Below are 15155 nucleotides of genomic sequence, written 5' to 3' on the forward strand. Positions count from 1 at the left end.
GAATTTGCTGGGATCTCGTTTTGCTGCTACGTGAACCGACCGCTACTCCACCGCCTTTGGGTTGGAATTGCTAAAGTAAAAATAAGCGGTAAAAAAGTGGCGAGCGAACATGCGAGTCATCCGTAAGTGATGAACGACTATAAACCTAAATTGCAAGGGTTGGCAAGCATATTTGTCGGCAAAGCCGCATGCCACCGCCGTTTTACACTGCACAACACGCAAAAAAGCATAAAAAGTTGCGCGCTATGACTCTCGCTGTGCATCTGCGCTGTGACTCTGCATACCGGACGCCACCGCTGTGTCCGTCGTGGCAACCACGCCACGCCAGCCATTCTATCGACGAGAAGCGGGGCACTACTTGATCTAGATCAATTCCAGCGTCGCGGGACGGAGAAAACTCAAGGACGTATCGATGACCTTTGACTGCCTGACCTTTCCGGAGAACCGCATGATCCCGACACCATCCTTACAGTCCACCACCTTTTCACCACCCAGACTGGGCCTGGCACTGGCCAGTGCGCTGCTGAGTCTACCCGTCCTGGCGCAGGATGCCGCGCCGATTGCCCGCGTGGAAATCACCGGCTCGAACATCCGCCGCGCGCAGGCGGAAACGGCGTCGGCCGTACAAACCCTGAACGCGGCCGACATTGAAAAGTCGGGCAAGTCCAGCGTGGCCGAACTGCTGCAGACCCTGGCCGTCGACAACCAGGGTTCCGTGCCCACGTCCTTCGGCAACGGCTTTGCCGCCGGCGCTTCCGGCGTGTCGCTGCGGGGCCTGGGCACGGCCTCGACCCTGGTCTTGCTGAATGGCCGCAGGGTGGCGCCGTATGGCCTGGCCGACGATGGCCAGAAAGTGTTTGCCGACCTGAACATCATTCCCCTGGAAGCGGTGGAACGGGTGGAAATCCTCAAGGATGGCGCCTCGGCCATCTACGGTTCGGACGCCATCGCCGGCGTGGTCAACGTGATCCTGCGGCGCGACTACCAGGGCACGGCCATCAAGGGCAATTACGGCAAGACCAAGGAATGGGACGGGCGCGACGCGCGCGCCGCCATCACGCACGGCTTCGGCGACATCGACAGCGACCGCTACAACGTGCTGCTGAATCTCGAATACAGCGAAAAGGCCGCCATCTGGAACCGCGACCGGGCCGGGCGGGGGGCCGTCGGCCGCAGCGACTTGCGCGACCTGGGCTTCAGCGCGCAGGAGTCGCTCAGCGGCGCGGGCGCCATCACCACCAACAATGCGGCCGGCAGCGCCGTCAACGGCAATGTGCGCAATCCCGACACGCTCGATTACTACAACCGCGGCAATCTCGCCGGCGCGGGTTTTACGCGCGCCTTCCCCGGCGCCGCCTGCGGCAACTTCACCACGCATCCGCAAGGCGACCCGGGCGGCGGCTGCCTGACCGATGCTGCGCAACAATACGGCCAGATCCAGCCGAAACAGAAGAACATCAATTTCTTTGGCCGCGCCGCCTGGCAACTGACGCCAGCGTTGCAGACGTATGCCGAATTGAACGTATATCACAGCGAATCGCACTCGGCCACCACGCCATCGACGGTCAGCGGCTCGGTCGGCTACCCGGGCGGCCCTGTCAGCAATGCGGGAGTGTCGCTCGGTGCCGCCCACCCGGACAATCCGTATTTCGGCACGGCGGCGCGGCTGCGCTACCTGGCCGCCGACGTGGGGCCGCGCCTGTCGGAAGTCAATTCCACCTTCACGCGCTTTGTCGCCGGCATCAAGGGCGCGGTGGCGGGCTGGGATATCGACAGCGCCTTGCTGTACTCGCAGAACAAGGTGTCGAACGACTTGAACGGCTACCTGCAGCGCGACGTCGCCTTCGCCCTGCTCAACCCGACTGCCGCGAATGTGGCGGCGGCCAGCCTGAACCCCGCGTATGCAGCCCTGCCGGCCGGCAGCCTGTGGCGCATCGCGGAAAACGCGGGCCTCAACTCAGCCGAGCTGTACGCGGCCCTGTCGCCGCGCATTTCCAACGATGCCAAGACGCATATCGCGCAGATCGACTTCAAGGCCAGCCGCGAGGTGGCCAAGCTGGACGGCGGCGGCCTGGGCGTGGCCGTGGGCGCCGAATTCCGCCACGAATCGACGGAACTGAAACCTACCACGGGCACGGAACGGGGCAATATCATTGGCCTCGGCTATTCCGCCTACAAGGGCAGCCGCAATGCCTCGGCCATCTATGCCGAGGTGCTGGCGCCCGTGCTGAAAACCGTGGAACTGTCGGGCGCGCTGCGCGCCGACCATTTCACCGACGTGGGCAATTCCTATACCCCGAAAGCGGGCGTGAAATGGACGCCCGTGCGCGAACTGGCCCTGCGCGGCACCTTCGCCAAGGGCTTCCGCGCGCCCAGCGCGGCGGAAAACGGCGTCGGCGGCCTGGCCGCGTTCTCCACCGCCAGCGATCCGCTGCGCTGCGGGCTCGGCGTGGAGGTGGCTTGCGATCCCGCCTCCATCGCCGTCATCACGTCGCCCAATCCCAAGCTGTCGCCCGAGCGTTCGCGCAGCTATTCCGTGGGCGCCGTGTGGGACCCGCTGCCGCGCACCAGTATTTCCGTGGATCTGTGGCAAATCCGCCGCAAGAATGAAATCAACCAGGAGCAAACGGACACCGCCATCGCCGAAGGCCATGTGGCGCGCGACCCGTCGACGGCCACGGGCATCGCCGGCGATCCGGGTGCCATCACGGCCGTGCTGGCCAATTATGTGAATTCGGCGCAAACGACGGTGCGCGGCATCGATATCGACGCGCGCCAGCGCTTCAGCCTGGGCAGCGAGTATGGCAGCCTGGTGTTCGACCTGAAATGGACGCACTTGTACAAATGGCTGCGCACGGAGCAGGATGGCACGCAGCGCGATTTTGCCGGCACGCATGGCAATTGCGATGTGTCCAACTGCATGGGCACGCCGGACGACCGCATCAACCTGGGTGCCACCTGGGAGCGCCAGGACTGGCGGGTCACGGCCAACGTCAACTACCGCGCGCCGCTCGACAACGTGCTGTTCAAGAATGATCCGGACGGCTGCGCCACGCATTTCGCCGACGGCACGGATGCCCCTCGCGGCTGCCGCATCGCCTCGTTCACCACGGTGGACCTGACGGCCCGCTGGCTGGCCACGCCCAAGCTGGAAGTGTTTGCAACGGTGCAAAACCTGTTCGACAAGATCGCACCGCTCGATCCGCTCACATATGGCGCCACGGGCTACAACCCGCTCGACTACGCGGGCGCGGCAGGACGCTTCATCAGCGCGGGGGTGAAGTACAAGTTCTGAATTTCGTCATATTTTCAACGTATCAGGCGTTTCAGGAACCGTAGCGAGCAAGCCCAATATTGGGTTGAGTAGCGCAGCTGTACTTCAGGTACAGCGAGCAACGCAAACTCAAGAGTGGGCTGCGCAGTAGGTTCCTGAAATGGCGATCTAAGCCGTCCCGCCGACCGTGATGCCATCCAGGCGCAAGGTTGGCTGCCCCACGCCCACGGGCACGCTTTGCCCCTCCTTGCCGCACACGCCCACGCCCGAATCGAGGCGCATGTCGTTGCCGATCATGGAAACGCGGTTGAGCACGTCCGGGCCGTTGCCGATCAGGGTCGCCCCTTTCACCGGGTAGCTGAGCTTGCCGTTTTCAATCATGTACGCTTCGCTGGCCGAGAAGACGAACTTGCCGTTCGTGATGTCGACCTGGCCGCCGCCGAAGTTGACGGCGTACAAACCGTTCTTGACGGACGCGAGGATCTCGCCCGGGTCCTTGTCGCCGCCCAGCATATATGTATTCGTCATGCGCGGCATGGGCAGGTGGGCGAACGATTCGCGGCGCGCATTGCCCGTCACGGGCATCTTCATCAGGCGCGCATTCATGGTGTCCTGGATGTAACCCTTCAGGATGCCGTCCTCGATCAGGGTCGTGCACTGCGTCGGGTTGCCCTCGTCATCGATATTCAGCGAGCCGCGCCGGCCCGCCAGGGTGCCGTCATCGACCACGGTGACGCCCTTGGCGGCCACGCGTTCACCGATGCGGCCCGAAAACGCGGACGAACCCTTGCGGTTGAAATCGCCTTCCAGGCCATGGCCGATCGCTTCGTGCAACAAGATGCCGGGCCAGCCCGGTCCCAGCACGATGGTCATGGGACCGGCGGGCGCCGGGCGCGCTTCCAGGTTCACCAGGGCCGAATTGACGGCGTCCGTTGCGTATTGTTCCAGCACGGCATCGCTGAAATAGTCATAGCTGAAACGCCCGCCGCCGCCGGCCGAGCCCGTTTCGCGGCGGCCATTCTGTTCCGCGATCACCGTCAGCGAGACGCGCACCAGCGGGCGGATGTCGGCCGCCAGCACGCCATCGCTGCGCAGCACCAGCACCACGTCGTATTCGCCGGCCAGGCCCGCCATCACTTGCACCACTCTGGGATCTTTCGCCCGCGCCATCTTTTCCACGCGTTCCAGCAATTGCACCTTGGCCGTGGCATCCAGCGAGGCGAGCGGATCGTTGGGCAGGTACAAGGAACGGCCGCCCTGCGCAAGCATCTGGCCCGCGATCTTGATTTTGCCGCTACCTGCGCGCGCGATGGTACGCGTGGCCGCCGCCGCTTCCAGCAGGGCCCGCTCGGAAATATCGTCGGAGTACGCAAAGGCCGTCCTGTCGCCAGACACGGCACGCACGCCCACACCCTGGTCGATGGAAAAACTGCCCGTCTTGACGATGCCCTCTTCCAGGCTCCAGCCTTCGCTCTTGGTCGACTGGAAGTACAGGTCGGCATAGTCGACCTTGTGCGTAAACATCGTGCCCAGGGCTTTCAACAGCTTGTCTTCATCCAGGCCGAACGGCGTGAGCAGGATATCGCGCGCCACGGCCAGGCTGGACAGATTGGGTTCAAATGGGATCATGGTTCTTTCTCACAATTCAATTCACATGGTGCGGTGCGCCAGGGCGGGCAGCGACTCGCGCACGCCGGCCAGGAACACCAGGTCGATCTCGCCGCTCACCACGCCCTCGCCTTCAGGCAACACGGCTTTCACTTCGCCCCACGGGTCGATCAGCATGCTGTGGCCCCACGTGCGGCGGCCGTTCGGATGCAAGCCGCCTTGCGCCGAGGCCAGCACATAGCACTGGTTTTCGATGGCGCGCGCGCGCAGCAGCACTTCCCAGTGGGCGCTGCCCGTCGTATGGGTAAACGCGGCCGGCACGACGATCAGCGCGCAATCGCCCATGGCACGGTACAGCTCGGGAAAGCGCAGGTCATAGCAGATGGACAGGCCGACCCGGCCGAACGGCGTCTCGATCGAGCGCACCTGCGCGCCCGGCACGATGGTGCGCGATTCATTGTACGACTCGGTGCCGCGCGTAAAACCGAACAGGTGGATCTTGTCGTAGCGCCCGGCCGGCGCGCCTTGCGGGTCGTACACCAGCGTCGTATTGAGTACCTTGCCCTCCTCACCGGAAATCAGGGGCAAGGTGCCGCCGATCAGCCAGATGCCGTGCTGGCGCGCCATCTGCGCCATGCCATCCTGGATCGGTCCGCTGCCGGGCTGTTCCGCATGGGCCAGCTTGTCCGTTTCCTGCTTGCCCATGATGGCCCAGTATTCGGGCAGCACCACCAGCTGCGCGCCACCGGCGGCGGCCTGCGCCACCAGCCGGCGCGCCGTGGCCAGGTTGTCTTCCACGGAGGGCGAGGAAATCATTTGTACTGCTGCGACTGTATGCATCATTGCCACCTCTTATCCATTCGAACGCCTCGCCTATTTCGCCACGGCCTCCACGGCTGCAGCGGCAGGCACGGCGACAGGTTCCAATTTACCACCATCGAGCTTGGTCACGACGGGCGATTTCCACGGGCCGGCGATCTGCATGTGGTAAGTGAGCGCCTTCATCACGGGAGCGCGCAGGAACAATTGCGCCAGGAAACTGCCCAAGCCGATGACGGGGTTGACGGCCAGCGCGTACACGAGCGGCCCCGTGCCCAGGTTAAATTCGGGGATCACCACCACGTGCAAATTCGTCGTTTCATTGGCGATATCGGCCGTGCCATCCATCAGCACGGTGGCCGCCACGCCATGCATCTTGAGGTTGTCCGTGGTCACGACGCCGCGCTTGATGCTGGCGTTGGCCGTGATGCCGTCGAAGGCCAGGCCTTCGGAAAACACGTCGTGGAAATCGAGTTTCAGCAAACGGGGCAAGGCTTGCAGGCTGAGCACGCCCAACAGCTTGGCCGCGCCCGGATCCTGCTTGAGGAACTGGCCCGATTCCACGTTCATCTCGATCTGCCCCGACAAGGTGGGAATGTCGAGCGAATACGGCAAGCCATTCCAGGCGATGTCACCGCTCAGGCGGCCCTTGCCGCGACGCACCGTATCGGCAAAGCCGAAGCGGTCGAGCAACTTGCCTGCATCGACGATATCGAGGCCAAAACGCAGGCTGGTCGTGCTTTGCCCATCCTTGATGACCCATTTGCCATTGCCGCTCAGCGCGCCATCGGGGTTCGACAGCTGCAGCTTGCCTACGCGCCATTCTCTCCCGCCCGCCGCCATGGTGTTATAGGCCTGCAATTCCAGCCGGCCGATCTTCTTGTTGAACAGTTCAAATTGCTCGGCGACGATATCGAGCGAAGGGATCGACTGGGCGCCACTTTTTCCTTCCAACAGATTCTTCACGTCATTGGCGGCCGACTCGGGAATGATCAGCGACGACAGGCGCGCCGTCATCTTGCCCAGGCCGGACGGCGTTTCCAGCCACGTCACATAGCCGGACACCTGCTTCGCGTCAATATTGGCTTGCCACACATCCTTTTGATGCGTGGCGCCCACGACCACGTTTTCCAGCTTGCGCTCGCCCAGCATCAGTTCGCTGGCACGGGCCGCCATCATGTCCGGCACCACGTATTGCGCAATATCGGGCGCATCGTCGGCAGCACCGCTGTCGGCGGGGGCCATGCCGCTGCCGGCGATTTCACTGCCGGCGGCAATCCAGCTGTCCACGTCCAGGGTTTTCATGTTGACGTTGAACATCATGCCGCTGTCCGGTTCCGGCGCCGGCACATTCACGCCGATGCCGCCGCGCACCAGGCGCCAGGCATCCTTGCCCTGCTTCTGGCGCTGGTAGCGGGCAGCGATGCCGGAACCCAGCGCGATGCGGATATCGTCCGTGCGCAAGCCCGCGCCGTTGGCCGCATTGCCCGTCAGGGTGAATTTCACGGGCAGGCTGTCGCCGGCCGGCTTTTTCAGGGGGGCGGGGAAATCCAGACCCAGGCCCGTCAGCGGCGACTCGACATTGACGACCACCTGGTGGTCGCGCGCCGTGATCAGGCCGCTGTAACGGGCGCCGCCATTCAAATGTTTCGCCAGGCGCTGCAGCACGGGCGCCGGATAGGTCTTGCGCAAGCCGTCGATCGTCATGTTGCCGGCCAGTTTCACCTGGATGGAACTGTCCGGCTGCGTGCCGCCCGAAATGGCCAGCGGCCCGCCCAGCAGGCTACCATTCAAGCCATTCAGGTTGACGCCTTTTTCGTTGAATTCGATCTTGCCCTGCGTGCCGAGCACGGGCGGCATGTCGTGGAACAGCACCACGTCGTTGCCCGCCAGCTGCAAGCTGCCCTGCACGGTCGACTCGAGCATGCGCTCTGTCGGCAAGTGCAATTTGAGGGCCAGCTTGGCATTGCCCGTTGCCGTCGTTTCATCCGTGAAATGCTCGATCCAGCCGAGCACGGGGCTGGCCGTCACGTACTTGAGGAATTCCTGCATCGGGCCGGCCGCATTGCCCTCGATATCGAGCAAGGTGTCGAAGACGGTCAGGTCGGGGATCACGGCTTTGACATTCGTCAAGGCCACGCCGCCCGTGGTGGCCGTGTCGCCGCGGATTTCCATGCGCGCCCGCTCGAACACGAAACTGCCCTTGATCTTTTCCGCCTGCGGCCACAGCGGTGCCTTGCCGGCCAGGGGGCCGCTTTCCGCAAATTCGCCGGGCGCGTAATTCAGCGTGCCATTCTCGATCTTGCCGGCCACGCGGAAGTCGCCCCGGTTGCGCTGGGCCGGGGTGTCGGCCTTGAAGGGGAAATGTTCGAGTTCGCCGCGCAGGCGCAGGCTGACATCGCGCGCCACGCCGCCCTCCAATGCGCCCGTCAGCCAGTGGCGCAGGTGTTCGGGCGTTTGCAGCGGCAGATAGCGGCCGATGGTGTTGATCTGGAAGTTGTCGATCGTGCCCGTCACATCCACCTGACCCAATTTGCTGCCGTCGAGCGGCAAACGCTGCGAACCATGCAAGGCGACCCGCATGCCTTGTTGATTAAAATCAAGCCTGTCCAGGTCAACTTGCAGCATATTGTCTGCTTGGAAAGCCCAGCGCGCCTCCATTTCGAATTGTTCGAACGGCAAGGCCGGCTCACTCAAGTAGGAGGCCAGTTGCAATACCAATCCCTGTGCATCGATATCGATCTGGCCGCCCTTGTCGCTGGCGTCGATACTGCCCGTCAAATGATCGAAACCGGGGATAGCCGGTGCGGCCGCCTGCGCAGGACTGGTCGCCGTCTTCGCCACGGCCAGGCGCGCCGGCTGCGCATTCAGGCCCAGATCGATGAGCTTGCCACGCAAACGGTAGCTGGCCGGCGTCGCCATCTCGCCTTCCCATTGCGCAGAAAAATCCTGCAAACGCCCGCGCGGCGCCAGGGCGTCGAGGCGCTGGCGCTGCTGTTCACCCAGCGGCAGCTTGTCGGCCAATGCGGCCAGGGTCTGCAAATCGAGCGACTTGGCCGTGATTTCCGTACGCGCCGGCTTGCGCTTCGTGGCGGCCACAAAGCGTTCGGACAGGGTCGTGGGCGGCAGGCTGAGGCCATCGCGGGTTTCTACCGCAAAATTCGTCAACTCGACCTGGTGCCCATTCGCGCCAAAGGTAGGCTTGCCGTCCGGCACCTGCGCCGACAGCTCTTCTTTTGCCGAAATGCGCCCGCTGACCGACAGCAAGTCGAGCGGCGCGATATGTTCGCCCAGCTGCGCCTGCACATCCGTCAAGCCCACGTCGGCCGTGAAGCCGGCCAGGCGCGCGTGATCCAGGCTCAACCAGGCGCGCAGGGCGCCCTTGCCCTGGCTCAATTCAAACGGATAGTCGAGATAGCGGCGCCAGGCGGCCAGGTCGGCATTTTTCAGGTCGGCGTACAGTTCCCCCTTCCACATCGACACATCCGAGATGCGCGTGCTGAAAGGCGGATGCGTGAAGTGGGCGCGCACATCGATGGGCGCGGCCAGGCTAGGGGGCGGCGTGGCCTGCAAGCCCAGCCGGTGGCTGCGCCAGCGGTTGCGCAACAGCACATTGACCTGCGATAAAGCCAGCTCGGGTGTGCCGCGCGCTTCGTCCGTCCAGCGCACCTTGCCGTCGCGAATGATGATGTCATGCTGCGACAGCAGCCAGTCGGCGCCCTTGCCATCGCTGCCTTGCGTGCTGTCGATCAATACCCCGGCTACGTACAGCTTGCCATCCTTGCTGCGCCGCACGTCCAGGTCGGGCCGCGTGATTTCCAGGGTAGTAAAGCGCACGGAGCCAAGCACGCTCCACCACGACACGGTAGCCGATATGCTCGGCAGGCTCAACGCCTGGCGGCCCGCCTGGTCGCGCAGGGTCACGTCGCCAAGGAAGAGATTCGGGCGTACGCCATGCCAGGAGGCATAAATGCGCGCAATGCTGACAGGGTTGCCCAGCGCGCGGCTGGCCGCCCGCTCGATATCGCCTTTGTAGTAATCGATATTCGGCAAGATCGCGTAGCGCAGGAATAAAAACAGCACGGCGAAGGCGAAGTACGCCAGCAATACCAGTTTAATGGTAAAACCCAACACATGGTGGGTGGCCAGGTTGGCCATGCGATAGGCGGCACGCAGCCGCTGCCAGCGCAGGGCCAATGGCACATGTTCTGTCACGCTTGCTTCTGGCGGTTTTTGCATCAATAAGCTAATAAACTGGCCCGGCGTCAAATAATGGCAAAAATCGTCTGCATTCGTGGTGCGCGCCTGCATCCTTGCGCTTGCGTCTGAGCAAAGCCTCCCTTACCATCGTCCGGAAGAGCACGCACTGCCGGCGGTATTGGGCCGGCGGCACAATTTTACCGCATCCCCCGCCGTTCGCAGCCAAGTTAAGCAAGAACATGCACGCAGCATCCACGAGACACTTACCGATACCATGAGCACACAGCCTTTGATCTCCGCCTCCCGTTTCTACCAGCGCTGGCTGGACGCCGCCCCCGAGCGCGCCGCGCAGGTGGCGCAACTGGTGCGCGCGCCGCTGGACGGGCTCGACTTTGCCGCCGAGTTGGCCGCCCAGGCGAATGTCGCCACGCCGCCGCTGCCGCCCGAGCGGGCCATGCGCCGCCTGCGCAACCTGCTCGTCTGCGGCCTGATCGCGCGCGATCTTGGCGGCCAGGCCGACTTGAACGAAGTCGTCACGGCCATGACGGGCTTTGCCGATTTCGCCATCCGCACGCATGTGGACGCCATCATGGCCGAAATGGTGGCCCTGCACGGCATGCCTGTCGGCGAGGAGTCGGGCGAGGAGCAGGCCTTGATGGTATTGGCGATGGGCAAGCAAGGCGGCGGCGAACTGAATGTCTCGTCGGATATCGACCTGATCTTTGTCTACCCGGAAGATGGCGACACGCAAGTCACCGTGGCGGGCCAGCGCAGCCTGTCCAACCACGAGTTTTTCATTCGCATGGGCAAGAAACTGATCGCCGCCCTGGCCGAGATCACGCAAGACGGATTTACTTTCCGCGTGGACATGGCCTTGCGTCCGAACGGCAACTCGGGGCCGCTTGCCGCCAGCCTCAGCATGGTGGAACAGTACCTGATCGTGCAAGGGCGCGAATGGGAACGCTACGCCTGGGTCAAGGCGCGCGCCGTAACGGGCAAGGCCGAGGATATCGCCTCGCTCGACGCCATCGTGCGCCCGTTTGTCTTCCGCCGCTACCTCGATTTCGGCGTCATCGATGCCATCCGCACCATGCACGGCCAGATCCGCGCCGAGGTCAACCGCCAGGAACGGCTGCACCCGGACCGCAGCAACAACGTCAAGCTGGGCCGTGGCGGCATCCGCGAAATCGAATTCCTCGCGCAAGTGTTTCAATTGATACGGGGCGGGCGCGACGCCGAGCTGCGCGAACGTTCCACGCGCGCCACCCTGCGCACGGTGGCAGACAAGGGCTTGCTGGAACCGGCCATCGTGGAACAGTTGCTGGGTTCCTACACCTTCCTGCGCAACCTCGAACACCGGCTGCAATACCTGGACGATGCGCAAACCCACACCCTGCCCGCGAATGACGCCGACCGCCTGACCGTGGCGCAGATGATGGGCTTGCCCGACACGCCTACCCTGCTGGCCCAGCTGGAAGCACACCGCGTATTTGTCGCCGGCCAGTTTGACGAGATGTTCAGCGACAAGAGCAGCGGCACGCCGCCGGCCGACACGGGCATCGATCCGCAAACGTCGAACGACTGCGCCGCATCCGACCAGCAGGAAGCCATCGAAGCGCGCTTTGCCGCCCTGGGTTTCCATGAGCCCGCCGCCTGCGCGCGCCGCCTGCTGGCCACGTGGCAGGCGCCCCGTTTGCAATCGTTGCCCGAGGCGAGCCGCACGCGCCTCGTCGCCCTCGTCAATTCCGCCCTGCCCCTGATCACCGATTGCTCCGTGTCCAACGGCAATGCCAGCCAGCTGGCCACCCTGGGCCGGCTGCTCGATTTCCTGGAAGCGATTGCGCGCCGCTCGGCCTATCTGTCGCTGCTGACGGAATACCCGCATACGCTCGAGCGCGTCGTGCGCATGGTGTGCGCCAGCGGCTGGGCCGCCACCTTCCTCACGCAGCACCCGATCCTGCTCGACGAGTTGCTCGATGAGCGCATCCGCAACACGGTGCCGGACCCGGCCGCCCTGGCGCTCGACCTGCAGCGCCAGCTCGACGACGCGCCCGGCGACACGGAGCGGCAGATGGATATCCTGCGCGAAATGCACCACGCGCAGCTGTTCCAGTGCCTGGCGCAAGACCTGGCGGGCGACCTCAGCGTGGAAAAACTGGCCGACTACCTGTCGCAGCTGGCCGACATCATCGTCGCCGCCACCGTGCAAGCCGTCTGGCAAACCTTGCCGACGCGCCACCGCGACGTGCCGAAATTCGCCGTCATCGCGTACGGCAAGCTGGGCGGCAAGGAACTGGGCTATGTGTCCGACCTGGACGTCATTTTCCTCTTCGACGACGACGACCAGGAAGCGCCCGGCCTGTACGCGAAGCTGGCGCAACGTTTCATTACCTGGATGACCTCGCACACGTCGGCCGGCATTCTGTTCGATATCGACATCGCCCTGCGTCCCGATGGCGCCTCGGGCATGCTGGTTTCCAGCGTGCAGGCATTCGAGCGCTACCAGGGAAGCGCGGCCTGGGTGTGGGAACACCAGGCGCTCACGCGCGCGCGCTTTTGCGCCGGAGATACCACCATCGGCAAGCATTTTGAGCGCATCCGCGACACGATCTTGCGCAAGGAGCGCCCGGAAAACGGCCCGCTCAAGGGCGAAGTGGTGGCCATGCGCAAGAAGATGCTGGATGCGCATCCGCCCCGCCCTGGCAGCTTTGACTTGAAGCAGGATCCGGGCGGCATGATCGACATCGAGTTCATGGTGCAGTACCTGGTGCTTCAGCATGCGGCGCAGTATCCGCAACTGACGGCCAACTCGGGCAATATCGCCCTGCTGCGCCTGTGCGGCGAACTGGGACTGATCGACGCCCAGCTGGCCGCCCTGGTCGCCGACGCCTACCGCGCGCTGCGCAAGCTGCAGCACCAGTTGCGCCTGCAGGGGCAGGACCTGGCCCGCGTGGAACCGGAGCGCGTGCGCGTGCATGCGGATAACGTCGTGCGCCTGTGGCAAGCCATCTTCGGCGCCGCAGCCTGAGGCCGGCCCGGGCATGCCGCTCCATTACCTGTCGCGCCTGAGCGGCTCGGCGCGCGATACGCAAGCCAACCTGCAGCTGGGCTGCGTGCTGGCGCTGGTGGCGGGCGCCGTGAATGCGGGCGGTTTTCTCGCCATCGGCGGCTATACCTCGCACATGACGGGCATCGTCTCGGGCATGGCCGATGACCTGGCGCTGGGCAATATCACCGTGGCCCTGGCAGCGCTGGGCGCATGGCTGGCCTTTGTCAGCGGTGCGGCCGTCACGGCCATCATGGTGAACTGGGGCAAGCGGCGCCGGCTGCACAGCCAGTTTGCCGCCAGCCTGCTGCTGGAAGCAGCCTTGCTGTTGCTGTTCGGCTTGACGGGCAATTATCTGGCCGCCATGCCCGACGTGCTGGGCCCCGTCACCATCTTGCTGCTGTGCTTTGTGATGGGATTGCAAAACGCCATCATCACCAAGATTTCGGGCGCCGTCATCCGCACCACGCACGTGACGGGCCTGTCCACCGATATCGGCATCGAACTGGGCAAGATGGCGTATTACAACCGGCGCCACCTGCCGGACCGGATGGTGAAGGTCAACCGCGGCAAGCTGAGAACGCACAGCCTGCTGATCGCCTGCTTCTTCATCGGCGGCGTCAGCGGCGCCCTGGCCTTCAAGCACATCGGTTTTCCCGCCGCCACTATCCTGCTCGCCGGTGTGCTGACCCTGCTCTCCGGCGTGCCGGTGCTGCGTGACTTGCGCCTGCTATGGCGCTTTTACCGGCGCCGCCTGCACGCCTGGCGTTAGCAGGAATATTTTTCTTTATAGCAATAAATTACTGATTTTAATGCTAATATTTTTCTGCGTCTGGCCGGTTCACCATGCCTGCCGTGGCGGCCTTTTGATTTGACACCCTACCGTTGTCCAATTGTGAAAGCGAGAAAAATGATTTCCATTAAAAAAGCCCTGTTTATCTTTGCCATCGCCGTCGGCGCCGCAGCTTCGTTCTCCAGCACGGCCGCCGTGCGCGCGTGGATTCCGTCGGAAAACTGCGACTACATCCTCAACATGTGCTACCAGGGCGTCGAGGCGTCGTGCGAGCAGTGGCGCAACCAGTGCGAACCCAAGGAATAAGCTGGCAACAGACGAAAAAAAACGCCCCGAAGGGCGTTTTTGCTTATGCGGTCAAAAGATTACTTGGCCGACATCAGTGCGACGGTGGTGTCGAGCATGCGGTTCGAGAAACCCCACTCGTTGTCGTACCACGACGATACTTTCACCAGGCGGCCCGACACTTTGGTCAGGGTCGAATCGAAGTTCGACGAAGCCGGGTTGTGGTTGAAGTCGATCGAGACCAGCGGTTCGGTCTGGTACGTCAGGATGCCTTCCAGGGCGCCTTCCGAAGCGGCCTTCATCAACGCGTTGACTTCTTCCACGGTGGTGTCGCGCTTGGCGATGAAGGACAGGTCGACCAGCGACACGTTGATGGTCGGCACGCGGATGGCGAAGCCGTCCAGCTTGCCATTCAGCTCAGGCAATACCAGGCCCACGGCGGCAGCGGCGCCCGTCTTGGTCGGGATCATGCTCATGGTGGCCGAACGGGCGCGGCGCAGGTCTTCATGCATCACGTCGGACAGCACCTGGTCGTTGGTGTAGGCGTGCACGGTGGTCATCAGGCCCGTTTCGATGCCGATGGCGTCGTTGAGCGGCTTGACCAGCGGTGCCAGGCAGTTGGTGGTGCACGAAGCGTTCGAGATGACGGTGTCGGTCGATTTCAGTACCGAGTGGTTGACGCCGAACACGACGGTTGCGTCGACATCCTTGCCGCCTGGTGCCGAAATGATGACTTTTTTCGCGCCGCCCTTCAAGTGAGCCGAAGCTTTCTCTTTGGTGGTGAAGAAGCCCGTGCATTCCAGCACGACGTCCACGCCCAGCTCGCCCCATGGGATTTCAGCCGGATTGCGCTGTGCGAATACGCGGATCGGATCGCCATTGACGATCATGTTGTCGCCTTCGACGGTGACCGTGCCCGGGAACTTGCCGTGCGCGGTGTCATAGCGGGTCAGGTGGGCGTTCGATTTGGCATCGCCCAGGTCGTTGATGGCAACGATCTGGATATCCTGTTTCTTGCCGCCTTCGTAGAAAGCGCGCAACACATTACGGCCGATGCGGCCGTAGCCATTGATTGCAACTTTGATCGTCATACTCTGCTCCTGATTAAAAAAGAAGGTACATGCACGCCC

General features: G+C 63.5%; 8 protein-coding genes. 4 read left to right on the forward strand and 4 right to left on the reverse strand.

Translation table 11 applies throughout. The features are described 5' to 3' along the window. The first annotated feature begins 412 nt into the window (after positions 1-412). A complete protein-coding gene (locus CSQ92_RS21430) occupies positions 413-3295 on the forward strand; it encodes a TonB-dependent receptor (RefSeq protein ID WP_257219312.1) in 2883 nt (960 codons plus the stop codon). A gap of 147 nt (positions 3296-3442) precedes the next feature. On the opposite strand, the gene tldD is transcribed toward CSQ92_RS21430, so the two are convergent. The 3 genes from tldD to CSQ92_RS21445 are packed head-to-tail and all read right to left on the reverse strand — an operon-like array spanning position 3443 to position 9940. Next, complete coding sequence (tldD, locus tag CSQ92_RS21435; RefSeq protein ID WP_099395321.1) at positions 3443-4903, reverse strand: metalloprotease TldD; 1461 nt, start codon at positions 4901-4903, stop codon at positions 3443-3445. A gap of 21 nt (positions 4904-4924) precedes the next feature. Continuing rightward, positions 4925-5725 carry a carbon-nitrogen hydrolase family protein gene (locus CSQ92_RS21440; RefSeq protein ID WP_034782501.1) on the reverse strand — a complete coding sequence of 267 codons (801 nt, stop codon included), beginning with the start codon at positions 5723-5725 and terminating at the stop codon, positions 4925-4927. A 30-nt stretch (positions 5726-5755) separates the two neighbouring features. Further along, positions 5756-9940, reverse strand: a complete 4185-nt coding sequence (locus CSQ92_RS21445; protein ID WP_180277081.1) for a YhdP family protein — start codon at positions 9938-9940, stop codon at positions 5756-5758. 235 nt (positions 9941-10175) lie between these two features. Between CSQ92_RS21445 and glnE the strand changes: the two genes are divergently transcribed. The 3 genes from glnE (at position 10176) to CSQ92_RS21460 (ending at position 14046) form a co-directional block, all read left to right on the forward strand. Then, positions 10176-12929 carry a bifunctional [glutamate--ammonia ligase]-adenylyl-L-tyrosine phosphorylase/[glutamate--ammonia-ligase] adenylyltransferase gene (gene glnE, locus CSQ92_RS21450; RefSeq protein WP_373606059.1) on the forward strand — a complete coding sequence of 918 codons (2754 nt, stop codon included), beginning with the start codon at positions 10176-10178 and terminating at the stop codon, positions 12927-12929. 13 nt (positions 12930-12942) lie between these two features. Next, on the forward strand, positions 12943-13719 hold the full coding sequence (locus tag CSQ92_RS21455; protein WP_070280971.1) for a YoaK family protein: 777 nt from the start codon (positions 12943-12945) through the stop codon (positions 13717-13719). Positions 13720-13857: 138 nt separating this feature from the next. Continuing rightward, entirely contained in the window at positions 13858-14046 is a 189-nt protein-coding gene (locus tag CSQ92_RS21460; RefSeq protein ID WP_070260030.1) for a hypothetical protein, read from the forward strand. 59 nt (positions 14047-14105) lie between these two features. On the opposite strand, the gene gap is transcribed toward CSQ92_RS21460, so the two are convergent. Then, on the reverse strand, positions 14106-15116 hold the full coding sequence (gene gap / locus CSQ92_RS21465) for a type I glyceraldehyde-3-phosphate dehydrogenase (protein WP_010395244.1): 1011 nt from the start codon (positions 15114-15116) through the stop codon (positions 14106-14108). Between the last annotated feature and the right edge of the window lie 39 nt (positions 15117-15155).

Source organism: Janthinobacterium sp. BJB446 (genome assembly GCF_002735655.1).
Classification (GTDB): domain Bacteria; phylum Pseudomonadota; class Gammaproteobacteria; order Burkholderiales; family Burkholderiaceae_D; genus Janthinobacterium; species Janthinobacterium lividum.